We start from the raw sequence: 21,837 nt of genomic DNA, 5'->3' as shown, positions 1-21,837 counted from the left end.
GGACCGGCGAATACTCGCAGCGGCCCGGTGCCCCCGCGGCCGTTTCCGACAACTCCCCGGAGCCCGCCCGTGACCCTCGTCCTCCCCCCGCCGGCGGCGGGCGCCGTCCCCGAACCGACCGGCCGCTGGGTGCGGCTGTCCGTGCTCACCCCGCGTGGGCGGGCCGACCTGGCCCTGCCGGCGGACGTGCCGGTCGCCGAGCTGGTGCCGATGGTCCGCGAGCTCGTCGGCGGCCCGGTCCGCACCGGGGTGCCGGAGGCGTGGCGGTTCACCGGCCCGGCCGGCGGCCCGCTGCCCCCGGACGCGACGCTCGACGAGCTCCGGGTCCGCGACGGCGAGCTGCTCCATCTCGGTCCCGCCCGCCCGGCACCCGCCGCACCGGTGTTCGACGACGCCGCGGAGGCCGTCGCGCACGCCGTCGGCGAGGCCCGCGACCGGGCGACCGGCACGCACCGGTCCGGGCTCGGCGCCGCGCTGCTCGGCACCGTCGCGGGCTGCGCGGTGCTGTGCACCGTGGCCGGTCCGCTGCGCCCGGCGGCGGCCGGCGTGGCGGCGGCCGCGGCACTCGCGGCGCTCGCCGTCACCCACCACCGCAACCGGTCCGAACCGGACACCGCGGCGGCCGCGGCTCTCTGCGCCGTCCCGGCGGCGGCGACCGCCGGCCTGCTGGCGGTCCCCGGGCCGCCGGGGGCCGGGGCGGTGCTGCTCGCAGCGGCCGGTGCGGTGGTCGCCGCGGCCGCCGGCCAGGTGCTGGTCCGGGCGGTGTCCCCGGTGCTGCTCGCGGTCGCGGTCGCCGGGACCGGTACCGCGCTCGCCGCGCTCGCCCGGCTGCTGCTCGACGCGCCCGCCGGAGCCGTCGCCGCCGGACTGGCCGCGCCGGCGCTCGCCGCCGGGCCGCTGCTGCCGCGGCTGGCGCTGCGGCTCGCCGGGATGCCGGCACCGGCGGTCCCGGCCGACGCCGGCGAGCTCGCGGCGGCCGAGCCGATGCCGCCCGCCGACGGGCTCGCCGTCCGCGCGCGGCTGGCCCGCGGGCTGCACTCCGGCGCGCTCGCCGGGACCGCGGTCCCGGCCGCGGGCGGCGCGGTGGTGGCCGCGGCGACCGGCGGCCCGGCCGGCTGCGTGCTGCTCGCGGTCACCGCGGCGGTGCTGCTGATGCGGGCCAGGGCGCTCGCCGAACCGGTCCCGGCCCGGGTGCTCGCGGGCACCGCGGTGCTGGCCGTCGCGGTGGCGGCCGTCCCGGCCGCGCTGGCGTTCGGCCCGCCGGCCCGGCTCGCCGCCGGGATCGGGCTGCTGGTCGCGACGGCGGTCGGGGCGCTGGCGGTCCGGGCGACCCCGTCCCCACCCGCGCGCCGGGCGCTCGACATCGCCGAGCTGCTGCTGACCGCCGCCGCGATCCCGGCATCGCTCGCCGCGATGGGCCTGTTCGCCCTGGTCCGCGGGCTGTGAGCGGCCTCCGGACGGCCACCGCGCTGGCCGCCGCCGCACTCGCCGTACTCGCCGCGCTGGCCGCCGCGGGGCCCGCCGCCGCCGACCCGGGGCCGCCGCGCCCGGCCGACGGGCTCCGGCAGACCACCGGCTGCACCGAGCCCGGCCCGGGCGGCCCGGGCAGCACGCCACCACCGTCGGCGCCCCCGCCCGGGCTGGCGTCCGGCGCGGGCCGGCTGGTCGCGGTGATCGACACCGGGGTGGCGCCGGTGCCGCGGCTCGCCGGCAGGCTGCAGGGCGGCGGGGACTACCTCACCGGCGGCGACGGGCTGACCGACTGCGACGGCCACGGGACCGGCGTCGCACTGGTCCTCGCCGGCGCGGCCGATCCGGTGACCGGCGGCGGCGCCGGGATCGCGCCGGGTGCCGGGGTGCTGTCGCTGCGCCAGTCGTCGACCCGGTTCGTGGTGGGCGACCCCGACGGGTCCGAGCGCCCGGCCGGTGACATCGCGACGCTCGCCTCGGCGATCCGGCGGGCCGTCGCGCTCGGCGCGTCGGTGGTCAACGTGTCCCAGGTGGTGTGCGTGCCGGCCGCCGCGGCCGACGACGCCGGTGCCGCCCTGCACGCCGCCGTCACCGCCGCCGCGGCGGCGGACGTGCTCGTGGTGGCGGCGGCCGGCAACGTCGATCCGGCGGGGACCTGCACCGGCGATCCGGACCTGCGGCCGCTGCCAGCCGCCTACGACGAGGTGCTGGCCGTCGGCGCGGTCGACGCCCGCGACCATCCGGCCGGGTTCTCGATCGCCGGGCCGTGGATCGACGTCGCCGCACCGGGCGTCGACCTGCCCGCGCCGGCCGGGCCGGAGGGCGCCGTGGTCAGCGGCACGTCGTACGCGGCACCGGTGGTCGCCGGCACGGCGGCGCTGCTGCGCGAGCGGTTCCCGATGCTCACCGCGGGCCAGGTCGCCGACCGGATCCTGGCGACCGCACGCCGCCCGGCCGCCGGTCGGGACGACCGGGTCGGCACCGGTGTCGTCGATCCGGCGGCGGCCCTCACCGCGGAGCCGTTGCTGCTCGTCCCGGGGCACCACGGCGGCGCGGCGGCCGGCACCGGCCGGGTCCCGCTGCCCGTCCCGGCCGCGCCGCGGGCCGGGCTCCCCACGGCGGCCGGGGTGGGCGCCGTCGCGGCGGGCGGGGGTGCGCTGGCGCTGGCGCTGACCGCGGTGCGCCGCCGCCCCGCGGCCCGCGACAGCGGCCGCTCCCCCGGCCACCCCGGCGGCCCACCCGGCGGCCCACCCGGCGCCGGCGGCTCACCCCGGCACGTCGGTGGTGTCCCGCGCGGCCGCGAGGTCCAGCGCTCCGGCCCGCGGCAGTAGGCGCACCAGCTCGGCCGGGGCGGCGCCCGGCTCACCGATCCCGAGCGCCGCGGCCGTCGGGTCGTCGGCGACGCCGAACACCGCCCCGGACGACGCCAGCAGCCACCGGGTCCCGCCGGCGCCCCCGGCCGGGGCGGCCCGCAGCGGCCCAGGTCCGGTCCGGGGCAGCACCACCGCGTCGAGCCGCGGGCCCGGCCCGTCGGCACCGGCCAGCGCCACCGGCACCGCGCCGTCCGCGACCGGGAGCCGGTCGCCGAGGAACAGCCCGCCCCGGACGTCCCGCCAGGTCCGGCACAGCACCGGCGCACCGGCCACGGTGACCCGGGCCGCCGGCCACGCCGTGGCGCCGGGCAGGGTCCGCGCCGGCGCCGCCGCGACCGCACCGGGCGGGAGCTCCGCGGGGGCGCCCTGCCCGGTCCGGGACAGCACCGCGTCGGCGAGGGTGACCGGGATCGGGGCCAGCCCGTCGGCGGTCCGCAGGTGGTACCCGGCGGGCCCGCCGAGCGGGCGATCGACCACGACCTCGCCGGGATCGTCGGGCAGCCGCAGCGGCGGGCCCTCCGGGATCGCCGACAGCAGGCCCTCACCGACCCGGCGGATCCCGGCGTCGAGCAGGCCGAGCCCGTCGAGCACGGCACGGTCGGCCGGGTCGAGCCGGTGCCTGCGGCCGTCGTGCACCAGGTAGGTCGCGCCGCCGTCGACGCCCAGCAGCACCGCCGACGGCGGCCCGGCGGGGTCAGCGCCGAGCGACCCGGCGAGCACCGTCGACGTGCCGCCCACCGGGCCGGACGGCTCCGCCGCACCGCCGTCGGCGGGATCCGCCGGGCTGTCGCAGACCGCCCAGGCGGGCGGCACCGCGGTCCCGTCCAGGGCCGCGCCGAACGCCGCGGGCACCGCAGCGGGCGGGGTGCGGGGTGCGCCGGCGAGTGCCTCGTCGGGCACCGCGACCGGTACCGCGTCCGCCCCGTCGGTGCGCCCGAGCGCGGCGAGCACCAGCCGCCCGCCCAGCGCGTCCGGCACCGGGACCAGCCGTGGCGGCTCCGGGGTGACCGCGTAGAGCACCCCGGAGCGCTCCCCGCGGACCAGCGCGAGCCGGCGCCAGTCCGGCGCCGGATCGTGCCTGGCCAGCAGCGCGGTGACGCCGAGCGCCAGCAGTCCGACCAGGACACCGGCGAACACCGCGCGGCGCTGCGCGCGGAGCTGCTCGTGCAGCGGCACCGGATCGGCGCGGACCAGCGCGGCCTCCATCCGGCGCAGGCCGAACCGGTAGGCGTCGACCTGGTCGCGGGTGGTCGCCGGGGCCCGCTGCACGCGCGCCTCCGGGCCTCCGCGGTCGGGATCGGGGCTCATCGCCCGGACGGTAGGGACGCGGCCACCCGGTCGTGGCGGTTCGGGACACGCTGCGTGGAACTACCCCCTGACCGTACGGTCCGGATTCGTTGCCAGATCAACGTAGTTGCCCATAATGTGCCACAGCGTGATCACGCTGCGGAACATCGCGGTCCCGTTGCTGGTGGGCCTGCTCGTCGCGGGCTGCGCCGCGCCGACGCCGGGGCCCGGCGAGGCCGGTCCCGGGGGCGACGGCTCCACGATGACGCTCGCCGACGGCTACGAGCCGGACGACCTCAACCCGCTGCTCGGGTACGGCTCGGAGGGGGCGAGCAAGTTCTACGACGGCCTGTACTCCCGGGACGCCGAGCGGACGCTGCAACCGGCGCTGGCCGCCGGCCCCGCGACCCCGTCGGCCGACCAGCGGTCCTGGACCGTCCCGCTGCGCTCCGGCGTCACCTTCCACGACGGCTCGGCGTTCGGCCCGGAGGACGTGGTCGCCACCTACCAGGCCGTGCTCGATCCGGACCGGGCGGCGACCATCCGCTCCGGCGTCCCGATGCTCGACGCCGTCGAGGCCGTCGGCGAGGACGCCGTCCGGTTCGACCTCGCCTACCCCTACGGCGCGTTCCCGGACCGCCTGACCACCGGGATCCTGCCGTCCGAGGTGCTCGACGACGGCGGCCCGGTCGCCGACCTGGCGGTGAACACCGAGGCGCTCGGGACCGGGCCGTACCGGCTCGCCGAGTGGCGCCGCGGGGACACGATGATCATGGAGGCGAACGAGCGGTACTGGGGCGGCGCCCCGGCGGTGCAGCGGGTGACGGTCGTGTTCGCCACCGACGACAACACCCGCGCCCAGCGCACCGCCGCCGGCGAGTTCGACGGCACCGTGCTGCCGCCGGCGCTGGCCCGGCCGGTCGCCGAGCAGAGCGGCCTCGCGCTGCGCGAGCACGCCTCCGCGGACTACCGCACCATCGCGCTGCCGTTCGCGAACCCGGTCACCGCCGATCCCGCGATCCGGGCCGCGCTGAACCGCTCGGTCGACCGCGAGGGCATGATCGAGGCGCTGCTCGCGGGCCAGGGCGAGCCCGCCCACCACCCGATCCCCGGGGTGCTCCCGGAGCAGGTCGAGCCGTCCGCGACGTTCCCGCACGACCCGGCCGCCGCCGCCCGGATCCTGGACGAGGCCGGCTGGGCCGCCGGGCCGGACGGGATGCGCAGCCGGGACGGGCAGCCGGCGAGCTTCACCCTGATGTACCCGGCCACCGACACCGTCCGGCGCGATCTCGCGCAGGCGTTCGCCTCGGACGTGCGGGCGGCCGGCATCGACGTCCGGCTGGAGGGCCTCGGCTGGGAGGCGATCGAGCCGCGGATGGGCCAGGACGCGCTCGTCCTGGGCGGCGGGGACCCGTTCGACCCGGGCTTCAAGGCGTGGCAGCTGCTGCACTCGGCGAACGCCGCCGACGGCTTCAACAATCCCGGCTCCTACCGCAACCCGCAGGTGGACGCGGCGCTCGACGCGGCGCTGCGGGCGCCCGACGAGGCGACCCGCAACGAGCGGATCAAGGACTTCCAGCGGGCCTACGTCGCCGATCCCGGGATGGTGTTCCTGGCCTTCCTCGGCCACAGCTACGTGTCCCGGGACGACTGGGACGGCTACGTCGAGGTCGTCGAGCCGCACACGCACGGCGTCACCTGGGGGCCGTGGTGGAACCTCGAGGACTGGACACCGCGGCAGTGACCGCACCGGCGGCCGCGGCCGGGCACCGCGGGCGCGGGCGGGCCGTCGCCCGGCTCGTCGGGCTCCGGGTGCTGCTCGGCGTGCCGACCGTGCTGGTGGTGGCGGTCGGGGTGTTCCTGCTGGCCGCGGCGTCGCCGTTCCGGCCGGTCTACCAGTACTTCGGGGTCGGGATCTTCTCGGCGAGCGACGCCGACATCGCGGCCGCCGAGCGCGCGCTCGGCCTGGACGGCGGGGTGTGGGTGCAGCTCGGCCGCTGGCTCGGCGGGTTGCTGTCCGGGGACCTCGGGCAGAGCCTGTCGATGCGCCAGCCGGTGGCCCAGGTGATCGCCGAGCGGCTCCCCTGGACGCTGCTGCTGGTCACCTGCGCGCTGCTGGTCTCGCTGGTGCTGGCGCTGGTCGCGGGCACCGTCGCGGCCTGGCGGCAGGGCGGCTGGTTCGACCGGGCGGTGACCGCCGTCGGGCACACCCTGGAGGGGCTGCCGCCGTTCGTGCTGGCGCTCGGGGCGATCGCGGTGTTCGCCGTCGCCTGGCCGGTGCTGCCGGTCGCCGGGCTCACCGACGCCGGCGCGGCGCCCACCGTCGACCAGGTGAGCCGGCACCTGGTGCTGCCCGCGCTGGTGCTCGGGGTGTCCCAGACGCCGTGGCTGGTGCTGCACGTCCGGGCGTCGCTGATCTCCTCGCTGGACGACGACCACGTGACCGGCGCCCGCGCCCGCGGCCTGCCCGAGCCGGTCGTCGTGCTGCGGCACGCGCTGCCGACGGCGCTGCTGCCGTTCGTGACCGTGCTCGGCAACCGGCTGCCCGAGCTGGTCACCGGGGCCGTGCTGGTGGAGACGGTGTTCTCCTGGCCGGGGATCGCCGCCGCCGTCGTCACGGCGGCGCTGGCGGTCGGCTTCCCGCTGCTCGCCGCCCTCACCCTGCTCTCCGCGGTGGCCGTGCTGGCCGGTTCGCTGGTGGCGGACCTGACGGTGCTGCTGCTCGATCCCCGGGTGGACGCCGATGTCTGAGCGGACCGGCCTCGCGCCGCGCACCCGGGAGCGGCCACCGGCGGGCGAGTGGCGGCCGGCCGGGCGGCCGCGCCCGGGCTCGCCGCGCGGGCGCCGCCGGTCCGGGCGGGCCCGGCTGGTCGCCGGGGCGTCCGGGCTGACCCTGCTGGTGCTGGGTGCGCTGCTCGTCCCGTGGCTGGGCGGGCTCGACCAGGGCGCCGTCGACTACGACGCGATCCGCCTGCCGCCGTCCCCGGAGCACCCGTTCGGCATCGACTCGGTGGGCCGCGACGTGCTGCTCCGCTCGTTCGCCGGGCTGTGGGTGTCGCTGCAGGTCGCCGCAGCCTGCGCGGTGCTCTCGACGGTGATCGGGACGCTGTTCGGGGCGCTGTCCGGGCTGCTCGGCGGCTGGTACGACCGGCTGCTGATGCGGGTGGTGGACGCGGTGAACGCCGTCCCGCACCTGCTGCTCGGCATCGTGATCGTCGCGCTCTACCGGGGCAGCGTGCTCGCCGTGATCGCCTCGATCGGGCTGACCCACTGGACGACGGTGGCCCGGGTGGTGCGCGCCGAGATCCTCTCGCTGCGCGGCCGCCCGTTCGTCGACGCGGCGATCTCCGGCGGGGCCTCCCGGTGGCGGGTGCTGCGCAGGCACCTGCTGCCGGCGGTGCTGCCGCAGGCGGTGCTGTCCGCGGTGCTGATCCTGCCGCACGCGGTCTGGCACGAGACCGCGCTGAGCTTCCTCGGCCTCGGGCTGCCGCCGCACCTGGCCAGCCTGGGCACGATCCTCGGCGAGGGCAGGCAGGCGGTGCTGCTGGGCTCCTGGTGGATCGTGGTGTTCCCGAGCGTCCTGCTGGCCGCGACGACGCTGTCGGTGGCCGGGATCGCCGCCTGGTGGCGGGACCGCTCGCTGCCCCGCCGGCGTTCGGAGCAGGCGCTGTGAGCGCCGCGGAGCCGGTGCTCGCCGTCCGCGGGCTGGACGTCGCGTTCCGGGTGGGCCGCGGCGCCCGGGCCCGCACGGTGCGCGCGGTCACCGGCGCCGACCTGGACCTGCACGCCGGACGGCTGACCGCGCTGGTCGGCGAGTCCGGCTGCGGCAAGTCGGTGCTCACCGAGGCGCTCACCGGGCTGCTGCCCGGTACCGCCTCGGTCCGCGGCCGGGCCGTCCTGTCCACCCCGGACGGACCGCTGGAGCTGCTCGGCGCCCCCGAGGCGGCGCTGCGCGACCGGGTCCGCGGACGGCTGCTGGGCCTGGTCCCGCAGTCGGCCGCCACCCACCTCACCCCCACCCGGACCGTCGGTGCGCAGCTGCGCGAGACCCTCGCCCGGCTCGGCACCCCCACCCCGGCGGCCGAGCTGCTGGAGCGGGTCGCCCTGCCCCGGCACGTGCTCGGGTCCTACCCGCACGAGCTGTCCGGCGGGCAGGCCCAGCGGGCCGGGCTCGCGTCGGCGCTGGCCGGGGACCCGCCGGTGCTGCTCGCCGACGAGCCGACCGCCGGGCTGGACCGGCCGCTGGTCGAGCACGTCACCGGGCTGCTGGCCGGGCTGGCGGCGGAGGGCCGGGCCGTCCTGCTGATCACCCACGACCTGCGGGCGGCCCGCGACGTCGCCGACGACGTCGCCGTCATGTACGCCTCCCGGCTGGTCGAGAGCGGCCCGGCGGACGGCGTGTTCACCGACCCGTGGCACCCGTACACGACCGGCCTGCTGGGTGCGCTGCCGGACGCCGGGTTCACCCCGGTGCCGGGCCACCCGCCGGAGCTCTCGGCGCTGCCGGAGGGCTGCGCGTTCGCGCCGCGCTGTCCGGCCCGCGACGACTGCTCCGGCGATCCCGCGCCGGTCCGGCACGGCGACCGGACGGTGTCCTGCCACCGGCCGGTGGGGCGGGCGTCGTGAGCCTGCGCGCGGAGGCGGTGACCGCGGGCTGGCGGCGCGGGCATCCGGTCGTCGACCGGATCGACCTGGCCGTGGAGCCCGGGACGGTGCTCGGCCTGGCCGGGCCGTCCGGCTGCGGGAAGTCCACCCTGACCAGGGTGCTGGCGCTGCTGCACGCGCCGTGGTCGGGCACCGTGTCGGTGGACGGCGAGCCGGTGCGCCGGTTCCGCTTCGACGCGCCCGCGGCGCTGCGCAGGCGGATCGGGGTGGTCTTCCAGTCGCCGCGCGCCGCGGCCGACCCGCGGCTCACCCTGGACCGGATCGTCGCCGAGCCGCTGCACGCGGCCGGTGTGCCCGCTCCCGCGGTGGACGCCCGGGTCGCCGAGGTCGCCCGGCAGGTCGGCCTGACCGCCGAGCTGCGCTCACGCCGCCCGCACGAGGTGTCCGACGGGCAGCTGCAGCGCGCCTGCCTCGCCCGGGCGCTGGCGCCCCGGCCGGACTACCTGCTGTGCGACGAGATGACCGCGATGCTGGACGCCTCCACCACCGCGGCCCTGGTCTCGGTGGTGGCCGGCGAGGTGTCCGGCCGCGGGCTCGGCGTGCTGGCGGTCAGCCACGACGAGCCGCTGCTGGCGGCGTGGGCGGGCCGGGTGGTGCGGCCCTGGGCCTGAGCTCAGGAGTCGGCGGTGAGCGCCGCGGCGACCGGGCCGAGCGGCGGGGCCCACTCGCGGATCTGCACGTCCGCGATCACGCCGGCCAGGGTGTACGGGTCGCTGTCGACGACGGCCTGCACCGCGGCCCGGTCCTCCGCCCGGAACACCAGCAGCCCGCCGGCGGGCTCGTCCGGCGCCCACGCCCCGGCGACCAGCAGGCCGGGCTGCGCCTCCAGGTAGGCGCGGTGGTCGGGACGGGCGGCGAACCGGCGGTCGTCGTCGTCGGTGTAGGTGTAGAGCACGGCGAAGGTCGTCACGTGCGGCAGCCTAGGTCACCCCGGGGCGACCCCGATGTCCTCGTTCCACAGCTCGGGACGCTCGGCGACGAATGCGGTCATCATCGCCACGCAGCGCTCGTCGTCGAGCACCCGGATCCGGACGCCGTGCCCGGCGAGCCAGTCGTGCCCGCCGTGGAAGGTGCGCGCCTCGCCGACCAGCACCGCGCCGATGCCGAACTGGCGGACCAGACCCGAGCAGTACCAGCAGGGCGACAGCGTGGTCACCATGGTCGTCGCCCGGTAGTCGCGTTGCCGGCCCGCGTCCCGGAAGGCAGCGGTCTCGGCGTGCACCGACGGGTCGTCGTCCTGCACCCGGCGGTTGTGCCCGCGGCCCAGCACCTCGCCGTCCGGCCCGACCAGGGCGGCGCCGATCGGGATCCCGCCGGACGCCAGCCCGGTCCGCGCCTCGGCGATCGCGACGTCCAGCCAGCTCGGGTCCATGCCGGCGAACCTAGCGTCCCGGGTCGCTAGCCGCCCGCGACCCGCAGCCTGCGGGTGGTGTCGGCGCGCGCGGCGAGCTCGTCGTCGGCCGGATAGTCGACGCCGGTCAGCGACAGCCCGTGCGGCGGCGCCACCAGCACCTCCGACGCCCGCGCGGTCCGGGTGAGCAGAGCGGCGGGCCAGCCGGGATCGCGGTGCCCGCGCCCGACCTCCAGCAGCGCGCCGACCAGGCTGCGCACCATCGAGTGGCAGAACGCGTCCGCCGACACCGAGGCGACCAGCACCCCGGGCTCGCCGTCGGCGGGCGCCCAGTCCAGCCGCTGCAGCGCGCGTACGGTCGTGGCGCCCTCGCGGCGCTTGCAGAACGCGGCGAAGTCGTGCTCCCCGAGCAGCAGCGCCGAGGCGGCGTTCATCGGCTCCGGATCGAGATCGTGCGGCCAGGCGACGGTGTCCCGCGCACGCAGCGGCTCGGCGCCGTACGGCGCGGTGCTGACCCGGTAGCGGTAGTGCCTGCGCAGCGCCGAGAACCGGGCGTCGAAGGTGTCCGGCACCCGGCCGACGGCGCGGACCCGCACGTCGGCGGGCAGCAGCCGGTTGAGCCGCCGGAGCAGCCCGTCGACCCGGGTGTCGAGCTCGCCCGGCAGGTCGACGTGGGCGACCTGCCCGGAGGCGTGCACCCCGGCGTCGGTGCGCCCGGCGACGGTCAGCCGCAGCGGGACCCGCAGCACGGTGGACAGCGCGTCGGTCAGCACGCCCTGCACGGTGCGCCGGTCGGGCTGCGCGGCCCAGCCGGAGAAGCCGGTGCCGTCGTAGGCGATGTCGAGCCGCACCCGGAACGGGGCGGCAACGCCGCCGGGCCCGCCGTCGGAGTCGACGGCGGGCCCGGCGGGGTGGTGCGGCTGGCTCAGGAGTCGGACTCCTGCTGGGACGCCGGCTTCGCGAAACCGGCGGCCTCGGCGGCCTCCTCGCTGGCGAACCAGACCTCGGCCACGGTGCGGTCGTAGTGCGACGAACCGGGGACGTGGTAGAGCATCGAGTCGGCGTTGCCCTTGATCTCGAAGCCCTCGGGGGCCTGCGCCGGGTCGTCCAGCGGGGCGTGGCTGCCCTCGCCGTACGGGGCCTCGGCGGTCTCCTCGGTGGCCGTCTCCGCGGAGGTGCTCTCCTCGGTGACGGTCTCCTCGGTGGTGGCCTCGTCCGCCGGAGCGGTGGACTCCTCCGCCGGGGCGGAGTCGGCGGCCTGCGCGGCGGCCGCGCGGCGGGCGCGGTTCGCCTCGTCGGTGACCGTCTTCTGCTGGACCAGCTCGATGACCGCCATCGGGGCGTTGTCGCCCTTGCGCGGCATCGTCTTGGTGATCCGGGTGTAGCCACCGTTGCGGTCCGCGAAGAACGGGCCGATCTCGGTGACGAGGCGGTGCACGACCGACTTGTCGCGGATCACCTTCATGATCTGGCGACGGTTGTGCAGGTCGCCGGCCTTGGCCTTGGTGATCAGCCGCTCCGCGTACGGACGCAGCCGCCGGGCCTTGGCCTCGGTGGTGGTGATCCGGCCGTGCTCGAACAGCGAGGTCGCCAGGTTGGCCAGGATCAGCCGCTGGTGCGCGGGTGACCCGCCGAGGCGGGCCCCCTTGGTGGGCTGGGGCATGGCTACAACTGCTCCGTTTCTGCGTAGTCCTGACCGTCGTCACCGAAGGTGCCGGGGTCGAACCCGCTGTCACCGTCGGCGCCGTAGTCGCTCGCCGCCGCCGACGGGTCGAACCCGGGCGGGCTGTCCTTGAGGGCCAGGCCGAGACCGACGAGCTTCATCTTGACCTCGTCGATCGACTTGGCGCCGAAGTTGCGGATGTCGAGCAGGTCCGCCTCGCTGCGGCCGACGAGCTCGCCGACCGTGTGGATGCCCTCGCGCTTGAGGCAGTTGTAGGACCGGACCGTGAGGTCCAGCTCCTCGATCGGCATCGCGAACGCCGCGATGGTGTCCGCCTCCTGCGGGGAGGGGCCGATCTCGATGCCCTCGGCGTCCACGTTCAGCTCGCGGGCCAGGCCGAACAGCTCGACCAGGGTCTTGCCGGCCGAGGCCAGCGCGTCCCGCGGGGTGATGGACGGCTTCGACTCGACGTCGAGGACGAGCTTGTCGAAGTCGGTGCGCTGCTCGACTCGCGTGGCCTCGACCTTGTAGGTCACCTTCAGCACCGGGGAGTAGATCGAGTCGACCGGGATCCGGCCGATCTCGGCACCGGTGGCCTTGTTCTGCATCGCCGGGACGTACCCGCGGCCGCGCTCGACGACGAGCTCGACCTCGAGCCGGCCCTTGTCGTTCAGCGAGGCGATGTGCAGGTCCGGGTTGTGCACGGTGACACCGGCCGGCGGCACGATGTCGCCGGCGGTGACCGCGCCCGGGCCCTGCTTGCGCAGGTACATGGTCACCGGCTCGTCCTCCTCGGAGCTCACGACGAGCTCCTTGAGGTTCAGGATGATGTCGGTGACGTCCTCCTTGACCCCCGGCACGGTGGTGAACTCGTGCAGGACGCCGTCGATCCGGATGGAGGTGACGGCGGCGCCGGGGATGGACGACAGCAGCGTCCGGCGCAGGGAGTTGCCGAGCGTGTAGCCGAAGCCCGGCTCCAGCGGCTCGATGACGAACCGGGACCGGGTCTCGGTGACGACGTCCTCGGTGAGGGCGGGTCGCTGAGAGATCAGCATGGGTGTGTGCCTCCTTACGACACCTGCGACGACCGCTATTTGACGCCGCAGTGCACCGCCGCCCCTCCCTGCGGGGCGGCGGGATGTCGAGCTACTTCGAGTAGAACTCGACGATGAGCTGCTCGGTGACCTGGGTGTCGATCTGAGCGCGCTCGGGCAGCTGGTGGACCAGGATGCGCAGCGTCGACGGAACGACCTGCAGCCACGCCGGAACCGGACGCTCGCCCTGGGTCTCCCGGGCGATCACGAACGGATCGGTGTTCCGCGACTTGTCGCGGACGTCGATGATGTCGTAGCGGGAGACCCGGTAGCTGGGGATGTCCACGCGCTTCCCGTTGACCAGGAAGTGGCCGTGGTTCACCAGCTGGCGGGCCATCCGCCGGGTACGGGCGAGACCCGCCCGGTACACGACGTTGTCCAGGCGCGACTCGAGGATCTGCAGCAGCTCGTCGCCGGTCTTGCCCTCCCGGCGGTGCGCCTCCTCGTAGTAGCTGCGGAGCTGCTTCTCCTGCAGCCCGTAGCCGAAGCGCGCCTTCTGCTTCTCCTGCAGCTGCAGGAGGTACTCGGTCTCCTTGATCCGGATCCGGCCGTGCTGGCCGGGCGGGTAGGGACGACGCTCGAACGCCTGGTCGCCGCCGACGAGGTCGGTCTTCAGTCGGCGCGACTTGCGGGTCATGGGGCCGGTGTAGCGAGCCATGGTGTAGTCCCCTTCCCCTAGACCCGGCGCCGCTTGGGCGGACGGCAGCCGTTGTGCGGCTGCGGGGTGACGTCGGAAATGGTGCCGACCTCGAGGCCGGCGGCCTGCAGCGAGCGGATCGCGGTCTCGCGGCCCGAGCCCGGGCCCTTCACGAAGACGTCGACCTTCTTCATGCCGTGCTCGGCGGCCTTGCGGGCCGCGTTCTCGGCGGCCAGCTGCGCGGCGAACGGCGTCGACTTGCGCGAGCCCTTGAGGCCGACGTTGCCGGACGAGGCCCAGGCGATGACGGCACCGGTCGGGTCGGTGATCGACACGATCGTGTTGTTGAACGTGCTCTTGATGTGGGCGTGCCCGTGCGCGACGTTCTTCTTCTCGCGACGGCGGACCTTCTTGGGTCCGGTGCCCTGGCGTGCGCGGGGCGGCATTACTTCTTACCTGCCTTCTTCTTACCGGCGACGGTCTTCTTCGGGCCCTTGCGGCCGCGCGCGTTGGTCTTCGTGCGCTGGCCGCGGACCGGGAGACCGCGACGGTGGCGGATGCCCTGGTACGAGCCGATCTCGATCTTGCGGCGGATGTCCGCCTGCACCTCGCGGCGCAGGTCACCCTCGACCCGCAGGTGCTCCTCGATGTAGTCGCGGAGCTTGGTGACGTCCTCGTCGGTCAGGTCCTTCGACCGCAGGTCAGGGCTGATCGCCGTGCCCTCGAGGATCTCCTTGGACCGGGCTCGTCCGACCCCGTAGATGTAGGTGAGCGCGATCTCCATCCGCTTGTCGCGGGGGAGGTCGACGCCGGCAACACGTGCCATGCGGCGTTGTCTCCGTTCGGTTCTCGTGCCAGGTCTTCCCGACGTCCGTCCCGCTCCGCCGCTGCGATGCGGGCCCCGGCCTGGTTCCGGGGGTGCCTCCGGGCCCTCGTGGCCCGACGGGTACGTCGGGGGCTTCTCTGAAGCATTTCTGAAGCGATCAGACGATCACGACAGCTGCCCGCCGGGTCCGGCGGTGATCAGCCCTGGCGCTGCTTGTGGCGCAGGTTCGAGCAGATCACGATGATCCGGCCGTTGCGGCGGATCACCTGGCACTTGTCGCAGATCTTCTTGACGCTCGGCTTGACCTTCACGTCGTCTGCCTCTGTCCGTTGTTCTTCTGGGGCATGCGACCGACCGTGACGTGCACGGCAGTCACTTGTAGCGGTAGACGATGCGGCCGCGGCTGAGGTCGTAGGGCGACAGCTCGACCACCACCCGGTCCTCCGGAAGGATCCGGATGTAGTGCTGGCGCATCTTCCCGCTGATGTGCGCGAGAACCCGGTGGCCGTTCTCCAGCTCCACCCGGAACATCGCGTTCGGCAGGGGTTCGACGACCCGGCCCTCGACCTCGATCGCCCCGTCCTTCTTGGCCATGTCCTCCGCTATCCGTGACAGGTGTCGGTTGCTCCACCCTGCCGGCCTGACCGGCGGGGCGGCGGATGCGCACGAACGGGCCCGGGCCGGGTGTGGGAACACGACGGAACCGGCGCCACAGAGCGCACCGGCTGTCCAGTATACGGAGGTCGGGCGGGGCGGGTGCACGCGGGGTGACCCACCGGTCGGCACCGTCGACGGTACCGGACCGGTGGGTTCCCGCGCGCGTGTGCGGCCCGGGCCGCTAGAGGGCCTTCAGCTCCTCGCTGACGCTCTCCACCGAGCTCTTCGCGTCGCCGAACAGCATCGAGGTGTTGTCCTGGAAGAACAGCGGATTGTCGATGCCGGCGAAGCCGGAGCCCATCGAGCGCTTCAGCACGATGACGTTGCGCGACTCGTCGACGTTCAGGATCGGCATCCCGTGGATCGGGCTGGACGGGTCGTTGCGGGCGGCCGGGTTGGTGACGTCGTTCGCCCCGATCACCAGCGTCACGTCGGTGCGGGAGAACTCGTCGTTGATGTCGTCCATCTCCTTGAGCGCGTCGTAGGAGACGTCGGCCTCGGCGAGCAGCACGTTCATGTGCCCGGGCATCCGGCCGGCCACCGGGTGGATCGCGTACTTGACCTCGACGCCCTTGCTCTCCAGCAGCTTGGCCATGTCCTTGACCGCGTGCTGGGCCTGGGCCACCGCCATCCCGTAGCCGGGGACGACGATCACCTGCGACGCGTAGGCCATCTGGATGGCCGCGTCGGCCGCGGAGGTGGATTTGACGGTCCGCTCCACCCCGTCGTCGGCCGCCGCGGCCTGCGTCCCGCCGAACCCGCCGGCGACGATCGCCGGGATGGTCCGGTTCATCGCGACGGCCATCTGGTTGGTCAGGATCGAGCCGGAGGCGCCGACGATCATGCCGGCGACGATCATCGCGGTGTTGTTCAGCGCGAGCCCGGCGGCCGCGGCGGACAGGCCGGTCATGGCGTTCAGCAGCGAGATGACGACCGGCATGTCGGCGCCGCCGATCGGCAGCACGACGAGCACGCCGACCACCGCGGCCAGCAGCAGCACCGCGATCACCCAGATCTCGCCCGCCCCGCCGAGCCCGGCGACGACGGCGGCGACCACCGCGAGCACCAGCAGCAGCAGGTTCAGCGGCTGCTGCGCCCGGCCGAGGCCGATCGGGCGGCCGGGCAGGATCTCCTGCAGCTTGCCGAACGCGATCAGCGAGCCCCAGAACGAGATCGACCCGACGATCGCCGCGAACATGGTGGCGATGACGACGTAGAGCGCGGTGTCGACGAAGCCGTCGGTGTTGCGGAACTCGGCCCAGGCGATCAGCGCGACGGCGCCACCGCCGACGCCGTTGAACAGCGCGACCATCTGCGGCATCTGGGTCATCCGCACGTTGCGCGCGGACGGCACGCCGAGGATCGTGCCGACCACCAGGCCGAGGATGATCAGCAACCAGTTCGCCTGGACCAGCAGCAGCGTCGCGCCGACCGCGATGGCCATGCCGACCGCGGCGATCCAGTTGCCGCGCACCGCGGTCTTCGGGCCGGTCAGCCCGGACAGGCCGTAGATGAACAGCGCGAACGCGATGATGTAGAGCACCGGGACGATCACGGCCAGCGGACCGGTCGCCAGGGTGTCGGTGGCGGCGAGGATCTCCGTGTGGCCGCTCACGAGCCGCTCCCGTTCTTCTCGGCGCCGGTGCCGGCCCGGCCCGGCTGCTTGCCCTTGAACATGCCGAGCATCCGGTCGGTGACCAGGAAGCCGCCGACCACGTTGATCACGCCGAACACGATCGCGACGACCAGGATGATCGCGTCCACGACGCCGACCTCCTCACGCCCGAGCACCACGATCGCGCCGAGCAGCACGATGCCGTGGATGGCGTTGGTGCCCGACATCAGCGGGGTGTGCAGGGTGTTCGGGACCTTCGAGATCACCGCGAAGCCGACGAAGCCGGCCAGCACCAGGATGGCGATGTTCGCCAGCAGTCCGGAGTCCATCAGGACACCTCCTCCTCACGGGTGACGCAGGACTTGGCCAGTACCTCGTCGGAGAAGTCCGGGGACAGCTCGCCGTCGGTGACCAGCAGCTCCAGCAGCGCGGTGACGTTGCGGGCGTACAGCTCGGACGCGTGCTCGGGCATCGCGGCCGGGAGGTTCAGCGGGGACACGATCGTCACGTCGTGCCGGACGACGGTCTCCCCCGGCTCGGTCAGCTCGCAGTTGCCGCCCGCCTCGCCCGCCAGGTCGACGATCACGCTGCCCGGCCGCATGCCCTCCACCGCGGCGGCGCTGACCAGCCGCGGCGCGGTCCGGCCCGGCACCAGCGCGGTGGTGATGACGACGTCGAAGCCGGTGATCGCGTCCTCCAGGGCCTGCTGCTGCTTGGCCCGCTCCTCGTCGGTGAGCTCGCGGGCGTAGCCGCCCTCACCGGCCGCGTCGATGCCCAGGTCGAGCCACTGCGCGCCCAGCGAGCGCACCTGGTCGGCGACCTCCGGCCGGACGTCGTAGCCGGTGGTCCGGGCCCCGAGCCGCTTCGCGGTGGCCAGCGCCTGCAGTCCGGCGACGCCGACCCCGAGGACCAGCGCGGTGGCCGGCTTCACGGTGCCCGCCGCCGTCGTCAGCATCGGGAAGAAGCGGGTGGAGTGCTCGGCCGCGGCCAGCACCGCCTTGTAGCCCGCCACGTTCGCCTGCGACGACAGCGCGTCCATGCCCTGCGCCCGGGAGATCCGCGGGATCGACTCCATCGCGAACGCGGTGACACCGGCGTCGCGCAGCTGCTGCACGGTCTCCGGGTGGGTGAGCGGCGACAGGAACCCGACCAGGACCTGGTCCCGGCGGAGCTTCCCGATCTGCTCGGTGGTCGGCGGGTTCACCACCGCGACCACGTCGCACGCCCAGGGATCGCCGATCGAGGCGCCCGCCTGCGTGAACTCCTCGTCCGGGATCAGCGCACCCGCGCCGGCCCCGGCCTCGACCACGACGGTCGCACCACGCCCGCCGAGCTTCCCGATCACCTTCGGTACCAGCGCCACCCGGCGCTCGCCCGCCCGGATCTCCGTCGGCACACCGACCGTGACCGTCTTCTGCGGGTCGTCCCGCCCGGCCTCTTCGCCCATGCCGGGAACCTAGTCCACCCGCAACGGTCCGTGGTCCCGCGACGTGACGCGGACTACCCGCCCGGTGAGTGCTTGATCGATCGCCTGGATCGATCCGGACGGCGTCGATCCGGCGGTGGGCTCAGGCTCCGGGCCGGTCCGGCGCGCCGGCCGGCGCGGTCAGCAGCCAGGGCCCGTCCTCGGTGACGGCGACGGTGTGCTCCCAGTGCACGGCGCGGCCGCCGGCGGCGGTGACGACCGTCCAGCCGTCCGGCAGCTCCAGGGTCTCCGGGTCGCCCGCGACGAGCATCGGCTCGACCGCGAGTGCCATCCCGGGCCGCAGCCGCGGGCCGCGGCCCGGCTCGCCGTGGTTGGGCAGGAACGGGTCCATGTGCATGGAGGTGCCGATGCCGTGCCCGCCGTACTCGGCCACGATCCCGTAGTCGGCGCCGTCCGCCTCGGCCGCCGCCCGGCAGGCCTCCTGCACGGCGTAGGAGATGTCCGTGAGCCGGGCGCCGGGCTGCACCGCGAGGATGCCGGCGTCCAGCGCCGACCGGCAGGCGGCGGACAGTGCGAGATCGGCGGGCGCCACGTCGCCGACCGCGATCGTGACCGCCGAGTCGCCGTGCCAGCCGTCCAGGATCGCGCCGCAGTCCACCGACAGCAGGTCACCCTCGGCCAGTACCTGCGACGACGACGGGATGCCGTGCACGATCTGCTCGTTCACCGATGCGCAGATGCTCGCCGGGAAGCCGTGGTAGCCGAGGAACGACGGGACGGCTCCGCCGTCCCGGATGGTCTGCTCGGCCAGCGCGTCCAGCTCGGCCGTGCTCACGCCCGGCTTCGCCTGCTCGGTGACCGCGGCCAGGGTGGCCGCGACCAGCGCGCCCGCCTCCCGCATCGCCTCCAGCTGGCGCAGGGTCTTGAGCTCGATGTCCCGGCCCCGGTAGCGGGCGATGGCGCCGCGGAGGCCGCCCCGTCCGTTCATGCGTTCCCTCGGTTCCTCGCGGTGCCGGCCGACGCCGGCGGCCGGGTGTCAGGCGCCGTACTTCTTCAGCGCCGCGAACACCCGGTCGGTGATCTCGTCGACCTCGCCGACCGCGTCGATGGTGACCAGCTGGTCACGGTAGTGGTCCAGCAGCGGCGCGGTCTCCTCGCGGTACACGCGCTGCCGGTTGCGGATGGTGTCCTCGTTGTCGTCGCTGCGGCCGCGACCGAGCAGCCGCTGCACGACGACCTCGTCCTCGACGTCGAACTGCACGACCGCGTCGAGCCGGAGGCCCTTCTCGTCCAGGATCTCGCCGAGCGACGCCGCCTGGGCGGTGTTGCGCGGGAACCCGTCGAGGATGAAGCCCTTCGCGGTGTCGGCGTCGCCGAGGCGGTCGCGGACCATGCCCACGGTCACCTCGTCGGGGACCAGGTCCCCCGCGTCCATGTACCGCTTCGCCTCGCGACCGAGCTCGGTCTCGTCGCGGAGGTTGGCGCGGAACAGGTCGCCCGTCGAGATGTGCGGGACGTCCAGCCGCTTCGCCATCTGCTCAGCCTGCGTTCCCTTGCCCGCGCCGGGCGGTCCCACCAGAACGAGTCGCACGCGAACCCGACCTCCTGAAGTCTCATCTGCTCGGCACCGGCATCGCCGCCGGCGCCACGGTGCCACGGCACCCGATCCGAGGCCGGGGCCCCGACCGGGGTTCCCGCACGGCCACGCTGCGGCGAGCCTAACGCAGGAAACCCTCGTAGTTCCGCTGCATGAGCTGGCTCTCGATCTGCTTCAGGGTGTCGAGGCCCACTGTCACCATGATCAGAACCGCCGTCCCGCCGAACGGGAAGTTCTGGTTCTGCCCGGTGCCGGTGATGCCGAGGAAGAAGTTCGGGAGCACCGCGATGATGCCGAGGTACAGCGATCCCGGCAGGGTGATGCGACTGAGCACGAAGTTCAGGTACTCGGCGGTCGGGCGGCCCGGCCGGATGCCCGGGATGAAGCCGCCGTACTTCTTCATGTCCTCGGCGCGGTCGTCCGGGTTGAACGTGATCCCGACGTAGAAGTACGTGAAGAAGATGATCAGCGCCATGTACATGACGATGTGCACAGGACTGGACTGATCGACCAGATAGGTCTGCACGAACTGCTGGAACCAGCCGCCCTCGTTCCCGGCGAGCCGGGCCACCAGGTCGGGCAGGTACAGCAGCGAGCTGCCGAAGATCACCGGCACGACGCCGGCCTGGTTGACCTTCAGCGGGAGGTAGGTCGAGGTGCCGCCGTACATCCGGCGCCCGACCATCCGCTTGGCGTACTGGACCGGGATCCGGCGCTGGCCGTTCTCGACGAACACGACGCTCGCGATGATGGCGAGGCCGAACACGCAGACACCGGCGAAGACCAGGCCGCCGGAGTTCTCCAGGATGAGCCGGCCCTCGGCCGGGATCCGGTGCGCGATCGAGGCGAAGATGAGCAGCGACATGCCGTTGCCGACGCCGCGCTCGGTGACCTGCTCGCCCAGCCACATCACCAGCGTGGTGCCGGCGACCATCGTGGTCACGATGACGACCAGGGTGAAGACCGACGAGTCCGGGATGATCGGCAGCGCGCAGCCCTGGAACAGCTGCCCGCGCTCGGCGAGCGCCACGAACCCGGTCGCCTGCAGGATCGCGATGCCGATCGTCAGGTACCGGGTGTACTGCGTCAGCTTCGCCTGGCCGGACTGGCCTTCCTTCTTCAGCTGCTCGAACCGCGGGATGACGACCTGCAGCAGCTGCACGATGATGCTCGCGGTGATGTAGGGCATGATGCCCAGCGCGAAGATCGACAGCTGGAGCAGTGCCCCGCCGGAGAACAGGTTGATCAGCGAGTAGACGCTCGCATTGTCGCCGCCCTCGACCTGGCGGACGCATTCCTGGATGTTCGGGTAGGACACCCCCGGCGAGGGGATGTTCGCCCCGAGCCGGTACACCGCCACGATCGCCAGCGTGAAGAGGATCTTCTTGCGGAGATCCGGCGTGGTCAGGGCCGACCGGACTGCGCTGAGCACTCGGTGATCCTCCTACGACGTCGGCGGCCCGACACCGCCTGCGCCGGCCCCGGACGGGGTCGGCCGGATGGGGGGCGCGTTCCGCGCCTCCCGGGCCGGGTGGGGACCGAACGGTCCCTCCCTGCGGGGGACCCGGCCGTGGCCGCGCCGCTCCCGCTGCACGTGGACCCGAGGCCCGATCGTGACTCTAACAGCGGCCCGGAAACGCCTCGGCGCCGCCCACGGGCCCCGACCCGGCGGAGCGGGTCACGGGCACATGGACGGCGCCGTGGCGGTGTTCTGTGCTCGGTCCGGGTCAGAGCTCGGTGACCGAGCCGCCCGCCGCCGAGATCTTCTCCCGGGCGGAGGCGGAGAACTTGTGTGCCTTCACGGTGAGGGCGACGCCCGAGAGCTCACCCTCGCCGAGCACCTTCACCAGCTGGTTGCGGCGCACCGCACCGGCCTCGACCAGCTCGGCCGGGCCGATCTCGCCGCCCTGCGGGAACAGGGTGGCGAGGTCGCCGACGTTCACGACCTGGTACTCGACCTTGAACCGGTTCTTGAAGCCCTTGAGCTTGGGCAGCCGCATGTGCAGCGGCATCTGCCCGCCCTCGAAGCGCGGCGACACCGTCTTGCGGGCCTTGGTGCCCTTGGTGCCGCGGCCCGCGGTCTTGCCCTTCGAGCCCTCGCCGCGACCCACCCGGGTCTTGGCGGTCTTCGAGCCCGGGGCCGGACGCAGGTCGTGCAGCTTGATCACGCCGCTGC

Annotated in this window: 25 protein-coding genes; 7 read left to right on the top strand and 18 right to left on the bottom strand. The window is 74.7% G+C overall.

Translation table 11 applies throughout. The features are described 5' to 3' along the window. The first annotated feature begins 69 nt into the window (after nucleotides 1-69). Together eccD and mycP are read left to right on the top strand one after the other, a co-directional pair. Complete coding sequence (gene eccD, locus ABD160_RS29935) at nucleotides 70-1,446, top strand: type VII secretion integral membrane protein EccD (RefSeq protein WP_344028933.1); 1,377 nt, start codon at nucleotides 70-72, stop codon at nucleotides 1,444-1,446. After that, a complete protein-coding gene (gene mycP / locus ABD160_RS29930) occupies nucleotides 1,443-2,801 on the top strand; it encodes a type VII secretion-associated serine protease mycosin (protein WP_344028930.1) in 1,359 nt (452 codons plus the stop codon). The genes eccD and mycP overlap by 4 nt, the downstream gene beginning before the upstream one ends. Here mycP and eccB read toward each other — a convergent pair. Then, complete coding sequence (gene eccB, locus ABD160_RS29925) at nucleotides 2,736-4,151, bottom strand: type VII secretion protein EccB (protein ID WP_344028927.1); 1,416 nt, start codon at nucleotides 4,149-4,151, stop codon at nucleotides 2,736-2,738. The genes mycP and eccB overlap by 66 nt on opposite strands. A gap of 127 nt (nucleotides 4,152-4,278) precedes the next feature. Here eccB and ABD160_RS29920 point away from each other — a divergent pair, with 127 nt between their 5' ends. The 5 genes from ABD160_RS29920 to ABD160_RS29900 are packed head-to-tail and all read left to right on the top strand — an operon-like array spanning nucleotide 4,279 to nucleotide 9,406. Beyond that, entirely contained in the window at nucleotides 4,279-5,874 is a 1,596-nt protein-coding gene (locus ABD160_RS29920) for an ABC transporter substrate-binding protein (RefSeq protein ID WP_344028924.1), read from the top strand. Further along, nucleotides 5,871-6,881 carry an ABC transporter permease gene (locus ABD160_RS29915; protein ID WP_344028921.1) on the top strand — a complete coding sequence of 337 codons (1,011 nt, stop codon included), beginning with the start codon at nucleotides 5,871-5,873 and terminating at the stop codon, nucleotides 6,879-6,881. The genes ABD160_RS29920 and ABD160_RS29915 overlap by 4 nt, the downstream gene beginning before the upstream one ends. Then, nucleotides 6,874-7,803, top strand: coding sequence for an ABC transporter permease (locus ABD160_RS29910; protein WP_344028919.1), 930 nt, complete (start codon nucleotides 6,874-6,876; stop codon nucleotides 7,801-7,803). Before ABD160_RS29915 ends, ABD160_RS29910 begins: the two co-directional genes overlap by 8 nt. After that, on the top strand, nucleotides 7,800-8,756 hold the full coding sequence (locus ABD160_RS29905) for an ABC transporter ATP-binding protein (protein ID WP_344028916.1): 957 nt from the start codon (nucleotides 7,800-7,802) through the stop codon (nucleotides 8,754-8,756). Before ABD160_RS29910 ends, ABD160_RS29905 begins: the two co-directional genes overlap by 4 nt. After that, the gene (locus ABD160_RS29900) at nucleotides 8,753-9,406 is read left to right on the top strand and encodes an ABC transporter ATP-binding protein (protein WP_344028914.1); all 654 of its coding nucleotides are present in this window, start codon (nucleotides 8,753-8,755) and stop codon (nucleotides 9,404-9,406) included. The genes ABD160_RS29905 and ABD160_RS29900 overlap by 4 nt, the downstream gene beginning before the upstream one ends. A gap of 2 nt (nucleotides 9,407-9,408) precedes the next feature. Here the strand turns inward: ABD160_RS29900 and ABD160_RS29895 are convergent, their stop codons facing one another. The 17 genes from ABD160_RS29895 to rplO all read right to left on the bottom strand — a co-directional run bounded on the left by ABD160_RS29895 (nucleotide 9,409) and on the right by rplO (nucleotide 21,829). After that, a complete protein-coding gene (locus ABD160_RS29895; protein WP_344028912.1) occupies nucleotides 9,409-9,705 on the bottom strand; it encodes a YciI family protein in 297 nt (98 codons plus the stop codon). 15 nt (nucleotides 9,706-9,720) lie between these two features. Then, on the bottom strand, nucleotides 9,721-10,167 hold the full coding sequence (locus tag ABD160_RS29890; RefSeq protein ID WP_344028909.1) for a nucleoside deaminase: 447 nt from the start codon (nucleotides 10,165-10,167) through the stop codon (nucleotides 9,721-9,723). Nucleotides 10,168-10,193: 26 nt separating this feature from the next. After that, a complete protein-coding gene (gene truA / locus ABD160_RS29885; RefSeq protein ID WP_344028906.1) occupies nucleotides 10,194-10,997 on the bottom strand; it encodes a tRNA pseudouridine(38-40) synthase TruA in 804 nt (267 codons plus the stop codon). Between the two features lie 74 nt (nucleotides 10,998-11,071). Further along, entirely contained in the window at nucleotides 11,072-11,809 is a 738-nt protein-coding gene (gene rplQ, locus ABD160_RS29880; protein WP_486362826.1) for a 50S ribosomal protein L17, sunset domain variant, read from the bottom strand. Between the two features lie 2 nt (nucleotides 11,810-11,811). After that, the gene (locus ABD160_RS29875; RefSeq protein ID WP_344028904.1) at nucleotides 11,812-12,864 is read right to left on the bottom strand and encodes a DNA-directed RNA polymerase subunit alpha; all 1,053 of its coding nucleotides are present in this window, start codon (nucleotides 12,862-12,864) and stop codon (nucleotides 11,812-11,814) included. A 91-nt stretch (nucleotides 12,865-12,955) separates the two neighbouring features. Next, on the bottom strand, nucleotides 12,956-13,561 hold the full coding sequence (gene rpsD, locus ABD160_RS29870; RefSeq protein ID WP_344028902.1) for a 30S ribosomal protein S4: 606 nt from the start codon (nucleotides 13,559-13,561) through the stop codon (nucleotides 12,956-12,958). A 17-nt stretch (nucleotides 13,562-13,578) separates the two neighbouring features. Beyond that, nucleotides 13,579-13,986 carry a 30S ribosomal protein S11 gene (gene rpsK / locus ABD160_RS29865; protein WP_344028899.1) on the bottom strand — a complete coding sequence of 136 codons (408 nt, stop codon included), beginning with the start codon at nucleotides 13,984-13,986 and terminating at the stop codon, nucleotides 13,579-13,581. Further along, a complete protein-coding gene (rpsM, locus tag ABD160_RS29860) occupies nucleotides 13,986-14,366 on the bottom strand; it encodes a 30S ribosomal protein S13 (RefSeq protein ID WP_344028896.1) in 381 nt (126 codons plus the stop codon). The genes rpsK and rpsM overlap by 1 nt, the downstream gene beginning before the upstream one ends. A gap of 197 nt (nucleotides 14,367-14,563) precedes the next feature. Further along, nucleotides 14,564-14,677 (bottom strand): 50S ribosomal protein L36, encoded by a 114-nt coding sequence (gene rpmJ / locus ABD160_RS29855; protein ID WP_010228516.1) that lies wholly within the window; start codon nucleotides 14,675-14,677, stop codon nucleotides 14,564-14,566. 61 nt (nucleotides 14,678-14,738) lie between these two features. After that, entirely contained in the window at nucleotides 14,739-14,960 is a 222-nt protein-coding gene (infA, locus tag ABD160_RS29850; RefSeq protein ID WP_010228514.1) for a translation initiation factor IF-1, read from the bottom strand. A 244-nt stretch (nucleotides 14,961-15,204) separates the two neighbouring features. Beyond that, nucleotides 15,205-16,584: an NAD(P)(+) transhydrogenase (Re/Si-specific) subunit beta gene (locus tag ABD160_RS29845; protein WP_344029803.1), complete on the bottom strand. Its 1,380-nt coding sequence runs from the start codon at nucleotides 16,582-16,584 to the stop codon at nucleotides 15,205-15,207. A 50-nt stretch (nucleotides 16,585-16,634) separates the two neighbouring features. Then, nucleotides 16,635-16,967, bottom strand: coding sequence for an NAD(P) transhydrogenase subunit alpha part 2 (locus tag ABD160_RS29840; protein ID WP_344028893.1), 333 nt, complete (start codon nucleotides 16,965-16,967; stop codon nucleotides 16,635-16,637). Beyond that, nucleotides 16,967-18,085 carry a Re/Si-specific NAD(P)(+) transhydrogenase subunit alpha gene (locus ABD160_RS29835; protein ID WP_344028890.1) on the bottom strand — a complete coding sequence of 373 codons (1,119 nt, stop codon included), beginning with the start codon at nucleotides 18,083-18,085 and terminating at the stop codon, nucleotides 16,967-16,969. Before ABD160_RS29835 ends, ABD160_RS29840 begins: the two co-directional genes overlap by 1 nt. A 121-nt stretch (nucleotides 18,086-18,206) precedes the next feature. Further along, the gene (map, locus tag ABD160_RS29830) at nucleotides 18,207-19,052 is read right to left on the bottom strand and encodes a type I methionyl aminopeptidase (protein ID WP_344028887.1); all 846 of its coding nucleotides are present in this window, start codon (nucleotides 19,050-19,052) and stop codon (nucleotides 18,207-18,209) included. 48 nt (nucleotides 19,053-19,100) lie between these two features. Further along, nucleotides 19,101-19,655, bottom strand: coding sequence for an adenylate kinase (locus ABD160_RS29825; protein ID WP_344028885.1), 555 nt, complete (start codon nucleotides 19,653-19,655; stop codon nucleotides 19,101-19,103). A gap of 127 nt (nucleotides 19,656-19,782) precedes the next feature. Continuing rightward, nucleotides 19,783-21,093: a preprotein translocase subunit SecY gene (gene secY / locus ABD160_RS29820; RefSeq protein ID WP_344028883.1), complete on the bottom strand. Its 1,311-nt coding sequence runs from the start codon at nucleotides 21,091-21,093 to the stop codon at nucleotides 19,783-19,785. A gap of 295 nt (nucleotides 21,094-21,388) precedes the next feature. Next, nucleotides 21,389-21,829: a 50S ribosomal protein L15 gene (gene rplO, locus ABD160_RS29815; protein ID WP_344029799.1), complete on the bottom strand. Its 441-nt coding sequence runs from the start codon at nucleotides 21,827-21,829 to the stop codon at nucleotides 21,389-21,391. Nucleotides 21,830-21,837 lie beyond the last annotated feature (8 nt).

The organism is Pseudonocardia kongjuensis (assembly GCF_039526905.1).
In the GTDB taxonomy this organism is placed as follows: domain Bacteria; phylum Actinomycetota; class Actinomycetes; order Mycobacteriales; family Pseudonocardiaceae; genus Pseudonocardia; species Pseudonocardia kongjuensis.
The sequence above is the reverse complement of the archived record's forward strand: the minus strand, read 5'-3'. Positions and strand labels throughout refer to the sequence as shown.